This window comes from Mycobacterium sp. UNC410CL29Cvi84 (assembly GCF_000686745.1).
In the GTDB taxonomy this organism is placed as follows: domain Bacteria; phylum Actinomycetota; class Actinomycetes; order Mycobacteriales; family Mycobacteriaceae; genus Mycobacterium; species Mycobacterium mucogenicum_B.
The window spans coordinates 89,911-107,711 of sequence record NZ_JMLM01000011.1; the positions used below are offsets into that span (position 1 = coordinate 89,911).

The 17,801-nt window shown below is 67.9% G+C and carries 19 protein-coding genes; 14 read left to right on the plus strand and 5 right to left on the minus strand.

The annotated features are described in order from the left end of the window. Position 1: 1 nt before the first annotated feature. A complete protein-coding gene (locus BR47_RS0116665) occupies positions 2–1,438 on the minus strand; it encodes an LCP family protein (RefSeq protein ID WP_020102904.1) in 1,437 nt (478 codons plus the stop codon). 135 nt (positions 1,439–1,573) lie between these two features. Between BR47_RS0116665 and BR47_RS0116670 the strand changes: the two genes are divergently transcribed. Beyond that, entirely contained in the window at positions 1,574–2,491 is a 918-nt protein-coding gene (locus tag BR47_RS0116670) for a glycosyltransferase family 2 protein (RefSeq protein WP_051634850.1), read from the plus strand. Positions 2,492–2,541: 50 nt separating this feature from the next. Next, positions 2,542–3,618 carry a mannose-1-phosphate guanylyltransferase gene (gene manB, locus BR47_RS0116675; protein ID WP_020102906.1) on the plus strand — a complete coding sequence of 359 codons (1,077 nt, stop codon included), beginning with the start codon at positions 2,542–2,544 and terminating at the stop codon, positions 3,616–3,618. On the opposite strand, the gene BR47_RS0116680 is transcribed toward manB, so the two are convergent. The 3 genes from BR47_RS0116680 to cofD are packed head-to-tail and all read right to left on the minus strand — an operon-like array spanning position 3,600 to position 6,480. Continuing rightward, entirely contained in the window at positions 3,600–4,145 is a 546-nt protein-coding gene (locus BR47_RS0116680; protein WP_029120206.1) for an NUDIX hydrolase, read from the minus strand. The genes manB and BR47_RS0116680 overlap by 19 nt on opposite strands. Further along, positions 4,142–5,491 (minus strand): coenzyme F420-0:L-glutamate ligase, encoded by a 1,350-nt coding sequence (locus BR47_RS0116685; RefSeq protein ID WP_020102908.1) that lies wholly within the window; start codon positions 5,489–5,491, stop codon positions 4,142–4,144. The genes BR47_RS0116680 and BR47_RS0116685 overlap by 4 nt, the downstream gene beginning before the upstream one ends. Then, positions 5,488–6,480, minus strand: a complete 993-nt coding sequence (gene cofD, locus BR47_RS0116690; RefSeq protein ID WP_029120207.1) for a 2-phospho-L-lactate transferase — start codon at positions 6,478–6,480, stop codon at positions 5,488–5,490. Before cofD ends, BR47_RS0116685 begins: the two co-directional genes overlap by 4 nt. 535 nt (positions 6,481–7,015) lie before the next feature. On the opposite strand from cofD, the gene BR47_RS0116695 reads away from it, so the two are divergent. Beyond that, positions 7,016–7,279, plus strand: coding sequence for a WhiB family transcriptional regulator (locus BR47_RS0116695; protein WP_225433608.1), 264 nt, complete (start codon positions 7,016–7,018; stop codon positions 7,277–7,279). A gap of 30 nt (positions 7,280–7,309) precedes the next feature. Here the strand turns inward: BR47_RS0116695 and BR47_RS0116700 are convergent, their stop codons facing one another. Continuing rightward, on the minus strand, positions 7,310–7,732 hold the full coding sequence (locus BR47_RS0116700; protein WP_029105556.1) for a metallopeptidase family protein: 423 nt from the start codon (positions 7,730–7,732) through the stop codon (positions 7,310–7,312). Positions 7,733–7,851: 119 nt separating this feature from the next. Here BR47_RS0116700 and BR47_RS0116705 point away from each other — a divergent pair, with 119 nt between their 5' ends. From BR47_RS0116705 to BR47_RS30760, 11 genes are all read left to right on the plus strand, one after another. Continuing rightward, complete coding sequence (locus tag BR47_RS0116705) at positions 7,852–8,283, plus strand: DUF3499 domain-containing protein (RefSeq protein WP_029120208.1); 432 nt, start codon at positions 7,852–7,854, stop codon at positions 8,281–8,283. A gap of 117 nt (positions 8,284–8,400) precedes the next feature. Next, the gene (locus tag BR47_RS0116710) at positions 8,401–9,801 is read left to right on the plus strand and encodes a phosphomannomutase/phosphoglucomutase (protein ID WP_029120209.1); all 1,401 of its coding nucleotides are present in this window, start codon (positions 8,401–8,403) and stop codon (positions 9,799–9,801) included. Next, entirely contained in the window at positions 9,798–10,889 is a 1,092-nt protein-coding gene (locus BR47_RS0116715) for a hypothetical protein (RefSeq protein WP_020102914.1), read from the plus strand. Before BR47_RS0116710 ends, BR47_RS0116715 begins: the two co-directional genes overlap by 4 nt. Before the next feature lie 5 nt (positions 10,890–10,894). Then, on the plus strand, positions 10,895–12,121 hold the full coding sequence (gene manA, locus BR47_RS0116720; protein ID WP_029105559.1) for a mannose-6-phosphate isomerase, class I: 1,227 nt from the start codon (positions 10,895–10,897) through the stop codon (positions 12,119–12,121). A gap of 24 nt (positions 12,122–12,145) precedes the next feature. Then, positions 12,146–13,057 (plus strand): cation diffusion facilitator family transporter, encoded by a 912-nt coding sequence (locus BR47_RS0116725; RefSeq protein WP_020102916.1) that lies wholly within the window; start codon positions 12,146–12,148, stop codon positions 13,055–13,057. A 144-nt stretch (positions 13,058–13,201) separates the two neighbouring features. Next, complete coding sequence (locus BR47_RS0116730) at positions 13,202–14,434, plus strand: alkane 1-monooxygenase (protein WP_029120210.1); 1,233 nt, start codon at positions 13,202–13,204, stop codon at positions 14,432–14,434. Next, entirely contained in the window at positions 14,431–14,604 is a 174-nt protein-coding gene (locus BR47_RS32680) for a rubredoxin (protein WP_081633492.1), read from the plus strand. Before BR47_RS0116730 ends, BR47_RS32680 begins: the two co-directional genes overlap by 4 nt. Continuing rightward, positions 14,601–14,786, plus strand: coding sequence for a rubredoxin (locus BR47_RS0116735; protein ID WP_020102918.1), 186 nt, complete (start codon positions 14,601–14,603; stop codon positions 14,784–14,786). Before BR47_RS32680 ends, BR47_RS0116735 begins: the two co-directional genes overlap by 4 nt. Positions 14,787–14,818: 32 nt before the next feature. Beyond that, positions 14,819–15,439 carry a TetR family transcriptional regulator AlkX gene (gene alkX, locus BR47_RS0116740; RefSeq protein WP_036421106.1) on the plus strand — a complete coding sequence of 207 codons (621 nt, stop codon included), beginning with the start codon at positions 14,819–14,821 and terminating at the stop codon, positions 15,437–15,439. A 98-nt stretch (positions 15,440–15,537) separates the two neighbouring features. Further along, entirely contained in the window at positions 15,538–16,998 is a 1,461-nt protein-coding gene (gene ahcY, locus BR47_RS0116745; RefSeq protein ID WP_029120211.1) for an adenosylhomocysteinase, read from the plus strand. Between the two features lie 267 nt (positions 16,999–17,265). Further along, entirely contained in the window at positions 17,266–17,787 is a 522-nt protein-coding gene (locus tag BR47_RS30760; RefSeq protein ID WP_141772155.1) for a hypothetical protein, read from the plus strand. Positions 17,788–17,801 lie beyond the last annotated feature (14 nt).

The window sequence follows — 17,801 nt, forward strand, 5'->3', positions numbered from 1 at the left end:
GTCAGTCCACGCACTTCGGGTCGGCCGCGCCCGCGGTGATGATGGGCGACGGCGGGACCGGGGTGCTCGAGCCGGAATCGCTGGTGTCGGCAGACGATTGGGTCACGGTGTGGCTGCCGCCCTCCAGGCCGGAGCCGGGGCCCGCGTAGTCGTGCGCGAGCACGACCCGGACCGCGCCGCTCGGCACCGAGGCGTTCTCCACCACCGGCAGATTGCCCAGTTGCTCGGCGATGGCCTTCGCCCCGAGATCGTCCGACTTGGCGGCCTGGATCTGGCTCGACGGCACATGGTCGGCCTCGTTGTTGCCGATTTTGCCTGCGACGAAGCCTTTTTCGGTCAGGACCTCCGACACCGCCGCAGCCAGTCCGTTGATGTCGCTGTCGTTGACGACGTCGACGGTGGTGTTGCCGGGGGTGTACGCGAGTTTTTCGGTCTTGCCCTCGGCCTGGTCCTGCAGCAGACCGGCCACCCATTGCTGCACCTGTGCGGGGTCGACGCGCACGACGCTCTGGGTGCCGTCGTCGCTCCAGCCGTCCTCGGCGAGCACCGGGATGGTGGCGAACGCGACGTTGCCGCCCGCCAGCTTCTGCATCTGCTGGACGAAATCCATGATGTCCCAACCGTCGGACAGCACGACCGAGCGCTGCACGGCGTTCCGGAGGCGACTCAGGGTGCTGGGGCTGGACAGGGTCTGCCCGGAGATGATGTCGTGCGCCAGCGACGCCATGAACACCTGCTGGCGGGTCACGCGGTCCAGGTCGCCGCGGGGCAGATCGTGGCGCTGCCGCACGAAGCTCAGGGCCTGCGGGCCGTTGAGTTTCTGCCAGCCGGCCGGGAAGTTGGCGCCCGACAACGGTTCGTCGACGGCGTTCTTCAGACACACGTTGACGCCGCCGAGGGCGTCGGTGATCAACGCGAAGCCGAGCAACCCGACTTCGGCGTAGTGGTCGACGGTCACGCCTGTGAGCTTTGCCACGGTTTTGATGAGCGCTTCGCGGCCGGCCTCTACGGCTTTCGGCTCGGCGGTGGCGGCGTCCTCACCCTGCTCCTCGACGAGTTCCTTCATCTTCTCGAGCTTCACCTGACCGAAGACGCCGTTGATCTTGGTCTTGCCCAGCCCGGGCGCCTGCACATAGGAGTCGCGCGGGATGGAGATGGCGGTGGCCGAGCGCCCGTTGTTGGGGATGCGCACCAGGATGATGGTGTCGGTGTTGGTGGACACGTCGTCACCGGCGCGTAGCGTCGCGAGTTCGTCCTCTGACAAGGGATTTCCGTGCGCATCGGTACGGCTGTCCATACCCACCAGGAGGATGTCGACGGCGCCGTCGTCGCCCCCGCCGCCGAGGGCCGCGGTGCTGATGCGGTTGATGCCCGATTCCAGCGAACGCAGGCTGCTCCAGGCCACGCCGGTGCCCACCATCACGAGCACCGTCGTCATGACGGCGAGGATGCGGAACAGTCGACCTGGCACCAGGACAGGCTACTGGTGAGCGCTTGCCGTGGCCGGTAGCCCGGGGCTCGGCGGGTCACACCCTGGTGCGGGTACGGCCGTCGGCCCGCTAACCTCTAGGCCGTGATCGAGCAGCCTTCTGGAGCGGAACCGCACCGCCCGCTGCTCGTGGTGACGGTGACCTATTCACCCGGTGCGCATCTGGACCGTTTCCTGAAGACGCTGGCCCACGCGACGGAACGCCGCCTGCTGGTGGTGATGGCCGACAACGGGTCGACCGACGGCGCGCCCGAGGCCGCCCTGGAGCGGTACGCCGACGTCGAGTTGTTCCGCACCGGTGGCAACCTCGGTTACGGCACCGCGGTGAACCGTGCCGTGTCGGCCTACCTCGACACGCCCGACAGCATCGTCGACCAGGAGTTCTTCGTCGTGGTCAACCCCGACGTGCAGTGGGGGCCCAACAGCATCGACGAGTTGTTCGCCGGGGCCGCGCGGTGGCCGGCGGCCGGCGCGGTGGGTCCGCTGATCCGCGACCCCGACGGCTCGGTGTACCCGTCGGCGCGGCATCAGCCGAGCCTGATCCGCGGCGGCATGCACGCCGTGGTGGGCCCGTTCTGGAAATCCAACCCGTGGACGGCGGCCTACCGCCAGGACCGGTTGGAGCCGAGCGAACGCGCCGTCGGCTGGTTGTCGGGTTCGTGTCTGTTGTTGCGCACCAAGGCGTTCCGGCAGATCGGCGGATTCGACGAGAACTACTTCATGTACATGGAGGACGTCGACCTGGGGGACCGGCTGGCGCGCGGCGGCTGGCAGAACGTGTACGTCCCGGCCGCCGAAATCCTGCACGACAAGGGACATTCCACCGGACGGGACCCGGCCCGCAATCTGGCCGCGCACCACCGCAGTACCTATACCTTCCTTGCCGACCGGCATCCGCACTGGTGGCAGGCCCCGCTGCGGTGGACCATCAAGTCGGCGCTGGGCGCGCGCGAGCGCGCGGTGGTGGGCAATTCCAGGCGTAAGCGCCGCCGGGCGAACTAGGCTACCGGCGATGACCTCGAGGCTTGAAAGGACGCGAGTTGAGTGACGCGGTGAATCCGGTTGACGTCGACGCGGTCATCCTGGTGGGTGGGCAGGGCACACGACTGCGCCCGCTGACCCTCTCGGCGCCCAAGCCGATGTTGCCGACGGCGGGGGTGCCGTTCCTGTCCCATCTGCTCGCCCGGATCGCCGCCGCGGGTATCCGCCACGTGGTGCTGGGCACCTCCTACAAGGCGGAGGTCTTCGAGGCGGAATTCGGCGATGGCTCCAAGCTGGGCCTGGAGATCGAGTACGTGGTGGAGGAGGAGGCCCGGGGCACCGGTGGCGGTATCGCCAACGTGGCGCCCAAGCTGCGCCACCCGACCGCCATGGTGTTCAACGGCGACGTGCTCTCCGGGCTGGATCTCGGCGCGATGGTGGCCAGCCACCGCGAGCGGCAGGCCGATGTCACGCTGCACCTCGTGCGGGTGAGTGATCCGCGTGCGTTCGGTTGTGTGCCAACCGATTCCGAGGGTGTGGTGACGGCGTTCCTGGAGAAGACGCAGGACCCGCCGACCGATCAGATCAACGCGGGCTGCTATCTGTTCCAGCGTGCGGTGATCGACGAGATCCCCACCGGCCGTGAGGTATCGGTCGAACGCGAGGTGTTCCCGAAGCTGCTGTCCGACGGTTTCAAGGTGTGCGGTTACGTCGACGCCAGCTACTGGCGTGACATGGGCACGCCCGACGACTTCGTCCGTGGCTCAGCGGATCTGGTGCGCGGTATCGCACCGTCGCCGGTACTCGACGGGCACCGCGGCGAGAGCCTGGTGCACGAAGGTGCCGCGGTCGCGCCCGGTGCGCTGCTGATCGGCGGGACCGTGGTGGGCCGCGGCGCGGAGATCGGCGCCGGCGCCCGGCTGGACGGTGCGGTGATCTTCGACGGCGTCAAGATCGAGGCCGGTTCGGTGATCGAACGGTCCATCGTCGGGTTCGGCGCCCGGATCGGCCCGCGGGCGTTGATCCGTGACGGCGTCATCGGCGACGGTGCCAACATCGGCGCCCGGTGCGAGCTGCTGCGCGGCGCGCGGGTGTGGCCCGGTGTCACCATCCCGGACGGCGGTATTCGTTACTCGACGGACGTCTGAGCGGCCCGCGCGAGCCGCTCCAGTCCCGGGTCCGGGTCCGGTAGCGCGGCCAGGGGCCACCACTGCAGATCCAGCGATTCGTCGCTGCAGTGAATTTCGGCGTGCTCCGGTGCGATGGCCAGATACTGCACGTCGAGATGCCGGGTCGGGACGCCCAGTGAGCACGTCAGTGCGTGGACGTGCAGCGCCGCGGGAAACTCGGCGATCTCCAGTCCGGTGATACCGGATTCCTCGGTGGCCTCGCGCAGTGCCGCGGCGCGGATGTCGGTGTCGACGTCCTCGCAGTGACCGCCGAGCTGAACCCAGCGACCCAACCGCGGGTGCAGCGTGAGCAGGGCCTTGGTCCGGGTGTGGTCGAGCACCAATGCCGACGCCGTGATGTGCCCGGGTACGCAGGCGCGCCGGCAGGCGTCGGGCCGGGCCTCGACGAAGGCGGCGACGGCGTGCCGCAGGGTGTCCTGATCGGGATCGGGTGCCGCCCAGTCGCGCAACGCGGAGACGACCGAGGCGTGCAACGACTCGCTCATCGACGGATCAGCAGTTCGTCCGTCGGCACGGGTGGTCGCGGCCGGCGTGGCTCGTCGCTCTCCGGGAAGTGACCGATGGCGATGGCGCCCAACGGTTCCCAGTCGGCCGGCAGCTCGAGCTCGGCGCGCACGATGTCGCCGGCGAAGATCGTCGAACCGATCCAGCAGCTGCCGACGTCGCGCGCCGCCAGCGCCACCAGCAGTCCCTGCACGGCCGCGCCCACCGCGACGGTGAACATGGTGTGCTCGGCCTCCGTACGCGCCGCGTCCGGATAGCTGTGCGCGCCATCTGGAACCAGGAACGGGATGACGAGTTCCGGTGCGTCGTAGAGGATCTGGCCGCGGCCCACGCGCCGGTCGACGGAGTCGGCCGGGCGCCCGTCGGAGGTCAGGTCGGTGCGCCACTTGTCTTTCATGCGGTCCAGCAACCGGATTCGCGTGTCGTGGTCCTGCACCCAGACGAACCGCACCGGCCGGGTGTGGTGCGGCGCGGGCGCGGTGAGCGCCTCGGCGACGGAGTCCTCGATGAGCTCCGGTGCCACGGGCTCGGCGCTGAACGTACGCACCGAACGGCGCATCAGCTGAGCCTGCCTGCGCCCCAGGGCCAGTGCTTCCTCGGTGCCCAGCCAGAACAGATCTTCCTCCCCGGCGCGCACCAGGGTCCGGCCGTTCGAGCCGTCGTCGCGCGGTGACAGGCCCCGCACCACGGCGACCGGGATGCCGGTGAGCTTGCCCTTGACGAGGTCGGCGGCGGCCGCGATCTCGTCGGCGATGGCGACCTCCGTCACCAGCAGCTCGTTGCCGTGGGTGTCCTGGACACCGGAATATCCGTGCAGCACGGCCAGTCCGGCCGCGCCGATGGCGGCATCGATCTGGCCGTTGCGCCAGGCCCGGCCCATGGTGTCGGTGATGACGACGGCGACGGTCACGCCCAGCCGTTCGGCCAGGCCGGCGCGCAGCCGGGCCGCGCTGCCGTCGGGGTCGACCGGCAACAGTGCCAACTCGGTTGTGCTGACGTTGGATCCGTCGACGCCGGCGGCGGCCTGGACCAGCCCGATGGCGTTCTCGGTGATCAGGGTGCGGCCCTTGCGCGCCAGCACCCGCACCGCCTCGTCATCGATCAGCCTGCGCCGCAGGGCGTCCCGCTCGTCAGGGTCGGTCGGCGCGGCGACGATCCGCCCCTCGGATTTGGACAGCACCTTGCTGGTGACCACCAGTACGTCGTCGTCGCGCAGCCAGGGGGCGGCAGCGGCGATGGCGGCGGCCACGTCGTCGCCGGGGCGGAATTCGGGAAGCCCGGGCACCGGAAGGATTTCGATGGCGGCCGCGGCGCCATGCTCGGTCACAGCTGAAGCCCGGCCAGTTCGAGTCCGGCCCGGACCATCTCGGCCGTGGCCGCCGGATCGGTCATCAGCAGCGGCACGGCCTTGACGTTGACACCGTCGATCTCGGCGTGGTCGCCCTCGTCGATGAGCCAGCCGTCGAGAATGCCGGTCGCGCTGCGGGCGCCGTAGTGCGCGCCAACGGCCTCGGAGGTGCTGTCGACGCCGATCACCTTGAGGCAGTCATCGGCCATCCCGCGCAACGGCTTTCCGGCGACGATCGGGGAGTAGCCGATCACCTGAGCCGGGGTGGACCGCAGCGCGCTGCGCAGGCCGGGCACCGCCAGGATCGCGCCGATGCTGACGACCGGATTCGACGGAGCCAGCAGCACGACGTCGGCGCCGGCGATGGCGTCGGCGACTCCCGGTGCAGCCTTTGCCTTCTCGGTGCCGATGAACGCGAAGCTGTGGGTGGGGATTTGCGCGCGGTAGCGCACCCACCATTCCTGGAAGTGGATGGCGCGCTGATTGCCCGATTCGGGATCGGTTACCACCACGTGGGTTTCACTGCGCTCGTCGCTGGCGGGCAGCAGCCGGGCGCCGGGCTGCCAGCGGTCGCACAACGCCTCGGTCACCTGGGACAGCGGATAGCCGGCCCGCAGCATCTGGCTGCGCACCAGGTGCGTGGCCAGGTCGCGGTCGCCGAGTCCGAACCAGTCCGGCTGCACGCCGTACGCCGCGAGCTCTTCCTTGGCGTGCCAGGTTTCGTTCCGGTGGCCCCAGCCGCGTTCGGGGTCGATGCCGCCGCCGAGGGTGTACATGCAGGTGTCGAGGTCGGGGCAGATGCGGACGCCGAACATCCAGGCGTCGTCACCGACATTGACGATCGCGGTGAGTTCGTGCGGGGAGGGCTCCGCACCGGGTTCGGCGAATTGACCCAACCCCAGCAGTTTCTGGACGCCGAGCAGAAAACGAGCGCCGCCGACGCCACCGACCAGAACCGTGACCTTCACGTCGACTCACCCTAGGCGATGACGCGCGGGTGGAATGACGCGCCCGGAAGGCAATTCGGCGCGCAGCAAACTTTAAACCTCAGTATTCACTTGAGTAACAGCCGTATCAGTTATCGCCATTGCCAACTGCGTTGTGCGGCAGCGTGTTATTGGTCACTATCGCGACACGCCGCGGTAACGACGCGCCGTATTCAGGTCACAAGATGGTAGGAAATGCGCTTCATCCGCTTGACCGTGGCAGCTAACCCGTGTGTAATCACAACAGTGTCATTCCCGGTTTGTTTACCGGTTCCGGTGCAGCAGACCGAGATTCGACCGTTTGTTCGAATATTGATCGCCACTCACGGCACGCAGGGCAAGTAGTTGGACTCCGTTTGAAAACTACGTAAAGCAGGGGAGGAGGCGGCAAATGTCTTACGAACACGCAGATTTCGATCACGTGGTGCAGTTCGACGGGCGGATGCTCGGCTCTGTTGGGACCGCACCGCACACGAACACCGGACCTATTCAGCACGTCGTCGGAGGACGGCCGCAGTTGAGTCTGGTGCCTGATCACATCGACAACGATCCCGAGCTCACGGAAGACCAGTGGCAGGAGCGTGCCCTGTGCGCGCAAACCGACCCCGAGGCTTTCTTCCCCGAGAAGGGTGGCTCGACCCGCGAAGCCAAGCGCATCTGCCAGGGTTGCGAGGTGCGCGACGCGTGCCTCGAGTACGCCCTGGCGCACGACGAGCGCTTCGGCATCTGGGGCGGTCTGTCGGAGCGCGAGCGCCGGCGGATCAAGCGCGGCGTCATCTGACGTACCGCGCACGCGGGTAGATCGACCGACCTAGTCGTCCAGGATGGTCGGGTCGATCACCGACGGTTCAACGCCGAGATAAGTGGCTACCTGCGCCACGAGAATTTCGTGCAACAGGTCGGCGAGGTCAACGGAGTCCTTCGCCCGCCGTTCAATGGGCTTGCGGAACAAGACGATTCGCGCCCGTGTCGAATTACCCCGAACATCCACCCCGGCCGGGATGAGCCGCGCCAGCGCCACCGGCCCGTCGGCGATCACCTCGGGCGGCCACTGGATGGCATCGGGATCCTTGGGGGAGATCCGCGGAATCTCGTCGACCGCGACGTCGAGTCCGGACACCCGATTGCTCCAGCGGCGCTCGATGGGTTCGTAGGCCTCGAGGACCGCCATGTCGAATCGCTCGGCGCGACTGCGCCATCCGGGAACGGTCGGGGGGAGGAGCGGGCCGCGCATGCCGCGACGGCGGCGCACACGCGAGTGGGCCATCGGCCGATAGTAACGGTTGGAGATCGACGCGCCCGCGACGCGCGTGTCCGGCAGTGGGCGCGTCGGCGGCGCGATAATCTCGCCGAGTGAATGTTCCCCGTCGCTGCTGCCGGCCAGGTTGCCCGCACTACGCCGTGGCGACGCTGACATTTGTCTATTCGGATTCCACGGCAGTCGTAGGTCCGTTGGCCACCGTGTCGGAGCCGCATTCGTGGGACCTGTGTGTGTCGCACGCCAGTCGCATCACCGCGCCCCGGGGATGGGAGCTGGTCCGCCACGCCGGTCCGCTGCCCACGCCCTCCGAGGATGACGACCTCGTCGCGCTCGCCGACGCGGTGCGCGAGGGGCACGACGCGCCATCTCGCGGTGGCATCCCAACAGGTTTCACCGATCCGCTGCCCGGCAGCCACGCCGGCACGCCCGGCGGCACCGTCATGGCGCCGCCCGCACCGCGCACGCAACACAATGGGCGACGCCGCGGTCATCTGCGGGTGTTGCCGGATCCGCCTGAGAGTTAGCGACCCAAGTCCTACCGAACCCCACCGACCGTCCGCGGGCACATGGGTCAGCCGATAGGCTGACTGTCACAGACCCTCGGTATGCAGTGGTCTGCGAACGATGAGATCGGGAGGGCTATGTCTCGGCCAGCTGCCTCTGTACAGCGTGTCATCAAGGCATATGACGTGCGTGGGCTGGTCGGCGAGGAGATCGACGAGTCGTTCGTCGCCGACGTCGGTGGTGCGTTCGCCCGGTTGATGCGCGCCGAGGGCGCCACCCGGGTGGCGGTCGGTTACGACATGCGGCCCAGCTCACCGTCATTGGCGGCGGCGTTCGCCGACGGCGTCACCGCCCAGGGTCTGGACGTCGTCCGGATCGGGCTGGCGTCGACCGACCAGCTCTACTTCGCCTCGGGTCTGCTCGACTGCCCGGGCGCCATGTTCACGGCCAGCCACAACCCGGCCGCCTACAACGGCATCAAGTTGTGCCGGGCGGGCGCCAAGCCCGTCGGTAAGGACACCGGCCTGACCGAAATCAGCGGTGAGGTCACCGACGGCGTGCCCGGTCACGACGGCGCCACGGGCAAGGTCGAGGAGCGCGACGTGCTCGCCGAGTACGGCACCTTCCTGCGTTCGCTGGTCGACGTGTCGTCGCTGCGTCCGCTGCGGGTGTCGGTCGACGCCGGAAACGGCATGGGCGGGCACACCACGCCGGCCGTGCTGGGCACCGTCGGATCGATCACCTTGCTGCCGTTGTACTTCGAGCTGGACGGCACGTTCCCCAATCACGAGGCCAACCCGCTGGACCCGGCCAACCTGGTGGACCTGCAGAAGCACGTCGTGGAGAACGGTGCAGATATCGGTCTGGCGTTCGATGGCGACGCCGACCGCTGCTTCGTCGTCGACGAGAAGGGCGACCCTGTGTCACCGTCGGCCGTGACGGCGCTGGTCGCCGATCGCGAGCTGGCCCGCGAGTCCGGCGCGACCGTCATCCACAACCTGATCACCTCGCGGGCGGTGCCGGAGCTGATCGCCGAGCGCGGCGGCACGGCGGTGCGCTCGCGCGTCGGCCATTCGTACATCAAGGCGCTGATGGCCGAGACCAACGCGATCTTCGGCGGCGAGCATTCGGCGCACTACTACTTCCGCGATTTCTGGGGTGCCGACTCCGGCATGCTCGCGGCGCTGCACGTGCTGGCCGCACTCGGGGAACAGGACCGTCCGCTGTCCGAACTGATGGCCAAGTACCAGCGGTACGAGGCGTCGGGCGAGATCAACTTCACCGTCGCCGACGCACCGGCGTGTGTGCAGGCGGTCCTCACGTCGTACGGCAGCGACATCGTCTCGACCGACGAACTCGACGGCGTGACGGTCGACCTCGGCGACGGGCGCTGGTTCAACCTGCGCAGCTCCAACACCGAACCGCTGTTGCGGCTCAACGTCGAATCCCGCACGCGTGTGGAGGTCGACGAGATCGTGGCGCACATCGCGGCGCAGATCAAGGCGGTCAGCGGGCGCACTGGTGGGTCGCTGCCATGAGTGCCGCCCCGGCGACCCTCGACCTCGACGATGTCGACGGTCTGATCGCGGCCGACCGCGACGGCCTGCTGCGGGCGGCGTCGATGGCAGGTGCGCAGACCCGCGCGGTCGCCGCGGCGCTCACTGAAGGCGAACTCGACGAACTGCGCTCGGATCAACGGCCGCGGACCGTCACGTGGGTGTGCGGACGAGGGGCATCGGGAGCGTCCGGTGCGGCCGGGACCGTGCTGGCCGCCGCGCTCGGCGCGACGTCGCCGATCCCGCTCGTGGTCACCCCGGACATTCCGCCGTGGATCGGCGCACTGGACGTCGTGGTGGTGGCCGGTGACGACGCGGCCGACCCGGCGCTGGTGACGGCAGTGGCGACCGGGGTGCGCCGCGGTGCCCGCGTGATCGTGGTGGCGCCCAACGACGGTCCGCTGCGCGATGCCGCCGCCGGCCGCGCGGTGGTGCTGCCGCCGCGACTGTCGGTGCCCGACGACTTCGGCCTCACCCGCTACCTGGCCGCGGGCCTGGCGACGATGATGGTCGTCGACCCGGCGCTGCGCATCGACCTGGATGCCCTGGCCGACGAGTTGGACGCCGAGGCCCTGCGCAACAGCGCGACCCGCGAGATTTTCACCAACCCGGCCAAGAACCTGGCCGAGCGGATGTCGGGCCGGCAGGTGGTGCTGGCCGGTGAGGGCGCGGCCATGCTGGCGCTGGTCCGCCATGCTGCGACGGTGCTGCTGCGGGTGGCCCATCAGCTCGTGACCGCGACCGGCGGCTCCGACGCCCTGGTGGCGCTGCACGGCGGGCTCGGCCGCCAGACCGTCGAAATGTCTTACGAGGACGCGCTTTTCCACGACCCCGAGATCGACGGACCGGTGCCGGCCCGGGTCCGCACCGTCGTGCTGTGTGCCGACGAGGAGCGTCCCGGCGTGATCGCCCGGATGGACGCGCTCGGTGGCGATGTCGACGTACTGAGTGCCGACGACGTGCCCGATGCGGGGCTGCAGGTGCCGGGTAGTCGCTTGGAACAACAGATCGCGATGCTGGCGGTCCGGCTGGAGATGACGGCCGTGTACCTGAAACTGGTTCGAGGTTAGACATAGTGCATCTGCTACGAGGCGCGGTCAGGAACTACGCCTGGGGGTCCCGTACCGCCTTGGCCGAATTCGCCGGAAGACCCAGTCCCACAGCGCATCCCGAGGCCGAACTGTGGTTGGGTGCGAACCCGGGGGACCCGGCGCGGCTGGAGACGGCCGACGGGGACGTGTCGCTGCTGGAGGTCATCCGGGCCGATCCCGCCGGCGAGCTGGGGCCCGAGGTCCTGGCGCGGTTCGGTGAGTCGTTGCCGTTCTTGGCGAAGGTGCTTGCCGCCGACGAACCGCTGTCGCTGCAGGCGCATCCCAGTGCCGAACAGGCTGCCGAGGGCTTCAATCGTGAAGAGCGCCAAGGCATTGCCCTCAACGCGCGCGACCGCAACTACCGGGACCGCAGCCACAAGCCCGAGTTGATCGTGGCCCTCGGCCCGTTCGAGGCGCTCGCCGGCTTCCGGCCCGTGGCCCGCACCGTCGAGCTCATGCGGGCGCTGGCGGTGTCCGACCTCGATCCGTACATCAACCTGCTGGCCGGCCAGTCGGACGCGGCGGGCCTACGGGCCGTCTTCACGACCTGGATCACCCTGCCGCAGCCCGATCTCGACGTGCTGGTGCCCGCTGTCCTCGACGGCGCGGTGAACTACATCCGTTCGGGGGCAACCGAATTCGCGGCCGAGGCCAAGACGGTGCTCGAACTCGGCGAACGGTACCCGGGCGATGCCGGGGTGCTGGCCGCCATGCTGCTCAACCGCATCAGCCTGGTCGAGGGCGAGGGCATCTATCTGCCTGCCGGCAACCTGCACGCCTACCTGCACGGCATGGGTTTCGAGGTGATGGCCAACTCCGACAACGTGTTACGCGGTGGACTGACACCCAAGCACGTGGATGTGCCGGAACTCCTGCGGGTGCTCGACTTCACCCCGACCGACGGTCGGCCGATCCATCCGCGGCCCACCGACGACGGTGTCGAGGACGTTTTCGACACGCCCGCACCGGAATTCGCGGTGTCGATCCTGCGGATCGACGACGACCGGGTGGGCGCCGAGGTCGAGGTGCCCCGGGGGCACGCCGGCCCGCAGATTCTGCTGGGCACGCGGGGCCGGGTGCAGGTGCATTCCGCAGGTGGTGAGCTGACCCTGAACAAGGGGGCCGCCGTCTGGATCGCCGCCGGGGAGGGCCCCGTGCGGTTGGTGGCTGACGAGCCGTCGACGGTGTTCCGTGCGACGGTGGGGATCTAGAAAAAACCTACGAAAGGGCAGGTCATGTCGGCCTCGGGGAGTACGCGCGCGATCATCGCGGCACTGTTGGCCAATGCCGGGATCGCGGCGGCGAAGTTCGTCGGCTTCCTGATCACGGGCAGTTCGTCGATGCTCGCGGAGTCGGTGCACTCGCTGGCGGACACGTCCAACCAGGGGCTGCTGCTGTGGGGGCAGCGGCAGGCGCGCAAGGACGCCGACCATCTGCACCCGTTCGGCTACGGCCGCAGCCGCTACTTCTACTCGTTCGTGGTGGCGCTGGTCCTGTTCAGCCTGGGCGCGATGTTCGCGCTGTACGAGGGCTACCACAAGATCACCCACCCCGAGCCGCTGTCGTCGCCCATCGTCGCCGTGGCCATCCTGGTCGTGGCGATCGGGCTGGAGGGCTACAGCTTCTACACCGCGGTGAAGGAATCGCGTCCGCTCAAGGGAGCCGGCAGCTGGTGGCGGTTCATCCGGACCTCGCGTAACCCGGAGCTGCCGGTGGTGCTGCTGGAGGACTCCGGTGCCCTGATCGGTCTGGTGCTGGCCCTGTTCGGTGTCGGCCTGTCGATGCTGACGGGTGACCCGGTGTGGGACGGCGTCGGCACCGCGGCGATCGGTGTGCTGCTGGGCGTCATCGCGGTGGTGCTGATGGTCGAGATGAAGAGCCTGCTGATCGGTGAGGGCGCGACGGTCGACGAGACCGGCGCCATCCGCAATGCGCTGGAGCAGACGCCGCACATCGACCGCGTCATCCACCTGCGGACCCAGTACCTGGGGCCGGAGGAGATGCTCGTCGGCGTGAAGATCGCGCTGGCGCCGAACACCGATCTGGCGACCGTGGCCGCCACGATCGACGCCGCCGAGGTCACCATCCGCGCCGCGGTGCCCAACGCTCGCATCATCTACATCGAGCCCGACCTCTACCGCGGCTGACGCCGCCGAAAACCGCAGTCACCTGCGGCGGTGACGGCTGCCACAAGCCGTTTTACAAAAATGCCTCCATTGTCTAGACCGGCGACAAAATGCCATCTATAGTCAAGATCACAAGTTGTCGGCCCAACCAATGGAGGTGGACCCGTGTCAGTCGAGGTATCCGACGTCAACACTGAGCAGTGGCGCGATCGCAAGCGCCATCTGTGGCTCATGGGCCTGATCGCGCCCACCGCGCTGTTCGTGATGCTCCCGCTGATCTGGGCACTGAACCAGGCCGGCTGGCATGCGCTCGCGCAGGTGCCGCTGTGGATCGGCCCGGGCCTGCTCTACGTGCTGCTGCCGATCCTCGATCTGAAGTTCGGGCCCGACGGGGAGAACCCGCCCGACGAGATGATGGAGCAGCTGGCGAACGACAAGTACTACCGCTACTGCACCTACGTCTACATCCCGTTCCAGTACGCCAGCGTCATCCTCGGCGCGTACCTGTTCACCGCCAAGGACCTGAGCTGGCTCGGCTTCGACGGCGGGTTGGACTGGTGGGCCAAGCTCGGTGTCGCGCTGTCGGTCGGTGTCCTCGGCGGCGTCGGCATCAACACCGCTCACGAGATGGGGCACAAGAAGGAGAACCTGGAGCGCTGGCTGGCCAAGATCACCCTGGCGCAGACGTTCTACGGCCACTTCTACATCGAGCACAACCGCGGTCACCACGTCCGCGTCGCGACCCCGGAGGACCCCGCCTCGGCGCGCTTCGGTGAGAACTTCTGGGAGTTCCTGCCGCGTACCGTGTGGGGCGCCCTGAAGTCGTCGGTCGAGCTGGAGGCCCAGCGCATCCGTCGCCTCGGCCGCAGCCCGTGGGACCCGCGCACCTATCTCAAGAACGACGTCCTCAACGCGTGGCTCATGTCGGTGGTGTTCTTCGGCATCCTGATCGCGGTGTTCGGTCCGGCGCTCATCCCGTTCGTCCTCATCCAGGGCATCTACGGACTCAGCCTGCTGGAGTCGGTCAACTACCTGGAGCACTACGGCCTGCTGCGGCAGAAGACCGAGAGCGGCCGCTACGAGCGCTGCGCCCCGGTGCACAGCTGGAACTCCGACCACATCGTCACCAACCTGTTCCTGTACCACCTGCAGCGGCACAGCGACCATCACGCCAACCCGACGCGTCGCTACCAGACGCTGCGCAGCATCGACGGCGCACCGAACCTGCCCAGTGGCTACGCGACGCTGATCGGCCTGACGTACATCCCGCCGCTGTGGCGCCGGATGATGGACCACCGGGTCATCGAGCACTACGACGGCGACATCACCAAGGTCAACGTCCACCCCCGGGTGCGCGACAAGGTGCTGGCCAAGTACGGGGCAGGTGCGGCCGCATGAGTGCCTACCAGTGCCCGGGCTGTGGTTATGTCTACGACGAGGCCAAAGGCGCTCCGCGTGAAGGATTCCCGGCGGGCACGGCGTGGGACGATGTCCCCGACGACTGGTGCTGCCCGGACTGCGCGGTGCGCGAGAAGGTCGATTTCGAGTCAGTAGGAGTGAGTTCATGAGCGAGCCGTTCAAGAAGTTCGTCTGCCTGCAGTGCGGCTTCGAGTACGACGAGGAGAAGGGCTGGCCGGAGGACGGCATCGCCCCCGGCACCCGCTGGGCCGACATCCCCGAGGACTGGAGCTGCCCGGACTGCGGCGCCGCCAAGTCCGACTTCGACATGGTGGAGGTCGTGGCGTCGTGACCGCCGCGGCCGCAGTACCGGACGGACCCGAGGTGCCGCGCCCCGCGGCACCTCGGGTGCCGTACGCCGAGGCCTCCCGGGTCTTGCTGCGGCACTCGATCCTCGACGGCATGCGAGAGCTGTTGCTGGCCAAGGACTGGTCATCGATCACGCTGTCCGACGTCGCGCGTGCGGCCGGCATCAGTCGGCAGACCATCTACAACGAATTCGGCTCGCGCCAGGGCCTGGCCGAGGGGTACGCGATGCGCCTCGCCGACCGCCTGGTCGACGCCGTCGAGCACGCCATCTACGCCAACGTCGGCGATATCGAGTCCGCTTTCCTGCAGGGCTTCCGGATGTTCTTCACCGAATCGGCGTCCGATCCGCTGGTCATCTCGTTGCTCACCGGCGTCGCCAAGCCCGATCTGCTGCAGATCATCACCACCGACAGCGCGCCGATCATCTCGCACTGCTCGCAGCGTCTCACCGAGGCGTTCCGCGGCAGCTGGGTGCAGATTTCGGACGACGACGCCGGCGTGCTGGCGCGCGCGATCGTCCGGCTGGCGATCAGTTACGTGTCAATGCCACCGGAAGCGGACCACGATGTGGCCGCTGACCTGGCCCGGCTCATGACGCCGTTCGCCGACCGTTACGGTAGTGGGGATACCCCGTAGCCGTCAGCGCGCCATTCGAGTAGTTCCCTGGCGCCTGTCCCGCGAGCCCGCAGGCCATGGGGTCACTCCAGTGGAACGAATGAATGGGGCTCTAATCCATGACGGAATTGAAGGCAGACGTCCGTAACGGCATCGACTACAAGGTCGCCGATTTGTCCGAGGCCGAGTTCGGGCGCAAGGAGATTCGCCTCGCCGAGCACGAGATGCCCGGCCTGATGGCGCTTCGCCGCGAATACCACGACGTGCAGCCGCTCAAGGGCGCGCGCATCTCCGGCTCGCTGCACATGACGGTGCAGACCGCGGTGCTGATCGAGACGCTGACCGCTCTGGGCGCCGAGGTGCGCTGGGCGTCCTGCAACATCTTCTCCACCCAGGACCACGCGGCCGCGGCCGTCGTCGTCGGCCCGCACGGCACCGTCGAGGAGCCCCAGGGCACCCCGGTCTTCGCCTGGAAGGGCGAGACGCTGGAGGAGTACTGGTGGGCCGCGGAGCAGATGCTGACCTGGCCGGGTGAACCGGCGAACATGATCCTGGACGACGGCGGCGACGCCACCATGCTCGTGCTGCGCGGTGCGCAGTGGGAGAAGGCGGGCGTCGTGCCCCCGGCCGAGGAAGACGACTCGGCCGAGTGGAAGGTCTTCCTGGAGCTCGTGCGCAACGGCTTCGAGAAGGACAAGACCAAGTGGACCAAGATCGCCGAGTCGGTCAAGGGTGTCACCGAGGAGACCACCACCGGCGTGCTGCGGCTGTACCAGTTCGCCGCCGCGGGTGAGCTGGCGTTCCCGGCCATCAACGTCAACGACTCGGTCACCAAGAGCAAGTTCGACAACAAGTACGGCACCCGCCACTCGCTGATCGACGGCATCAACCGCGGCACCGACGTGCTGATCGGCGGCAAGAAGGTGCTGATCTGCGGCTACGGCGACGTCGGCAAGGGCTGTGCCGAGTCGATGGCCGGCCAGGGCGCGCGCGTCGCGGTCACCGAGATCGACCCGATCAACGCGCTGCAGGCGCTGATGGACGGCTTCGACGTCGTCACCGTCGAGCAGGGCATCCCCGAGGCCGACATCGTCATCACCGCGACCGGCAACTTCGACATCATCCTGCTCGAGCACATGAAGGCCATGAAGAACCAGGCCATCCTGGGCAACATCGGCCACTTCGACAACGAGATCGACATGGCGGCCCTCGAGAAGTCGGGCGCCACCAAGCTGAACATCAAGCCGCAGGTCGACCTGTGGACCTTCGGTGACAGCGGCAAGTCGATCATCGTGCTGTCCGAGGGTCGTCTGCTCAACCTGGGCAACGCCACCGGCCACCCGTCGTTCGTGATGTCGAACTCGTTCTCCAACCAGGTCATCGCCCAGATCGAGCTGTGGACCAAGAATGACGAGTACGACAACGAGGTCTACCGACTGGCCAAGCACCTCGACGAGAAGGTCGCGCGCATCCACGTCGAGGCTCTCGGCGGCACGCTGACCAAGCTCAGCAAGGAGCAGGCCGAGTACATCGGCGTCGACGTCGACGGCCCGTACAAGCCGGAGCACTACCGCTACTGAGTCTGTTCGCGGTCTGTTTGCGCTGTCCGCGCCAGCACACTCGAAAGCCCCCAATTCCCACGGGAATTGGGGGTTTTCGCATTTCCTGAGCTCGGCACACATCGAGGAATTAGCTGACCGCCGGCAGAATCGCCGCCCGTATATTGCATTGCGCGACAATATTGTGTTCGGCACCACATTCCGATGTTTGCTGAAGATCTGCTGGCGAGCGGATCTCGGCGTTAGAATCTCCGCACACCAGGGCACCCTCGTGAAGGGACGTCGGCAATGCGGAAGAACCGATGGGGAACACCCCTCGCGTTGCTGGCTGTGGCCGGCGTCACGTTGACGGGCTGCGACGGCGTCAATCTCGGCAGCCTGGACATCTTCGGCTCCGCGTCGCCTGCGGTGAAGGGCCCGCCGATACCGCCGGAGATGGTGCGGCATGACGTGCAGCAATTGGTCTGGCAGTTCCCGCAGCTGCGCAAACCCGACGAGGCGGTGTGGGTCACCTGGAACAACAGTGGCGATCCCAGCCTGGCCGGCAAGGTCAACTGGATCGACGCGGTCATCAAGCTGCCCCCGGCGGAGACCACCCGACTGCTGGCGGAATACCACCCGACCGATACCGACCGGCAACCGACGGTGCAGAAGATTCTGCAGTCGGAACTGCCCGGCGGTCCGTACCTTTCGGGGCCCGAACTCAACAACCACTTCTCCGGTCCGGGCATGACCACGCAGGCGTTCCTCGACCGTGACGCGAACGTCCTGGTGCTCACGACGAAGTCGGGCGGACCGGCGCCGTCGTAACCGTCTAGCGTGGT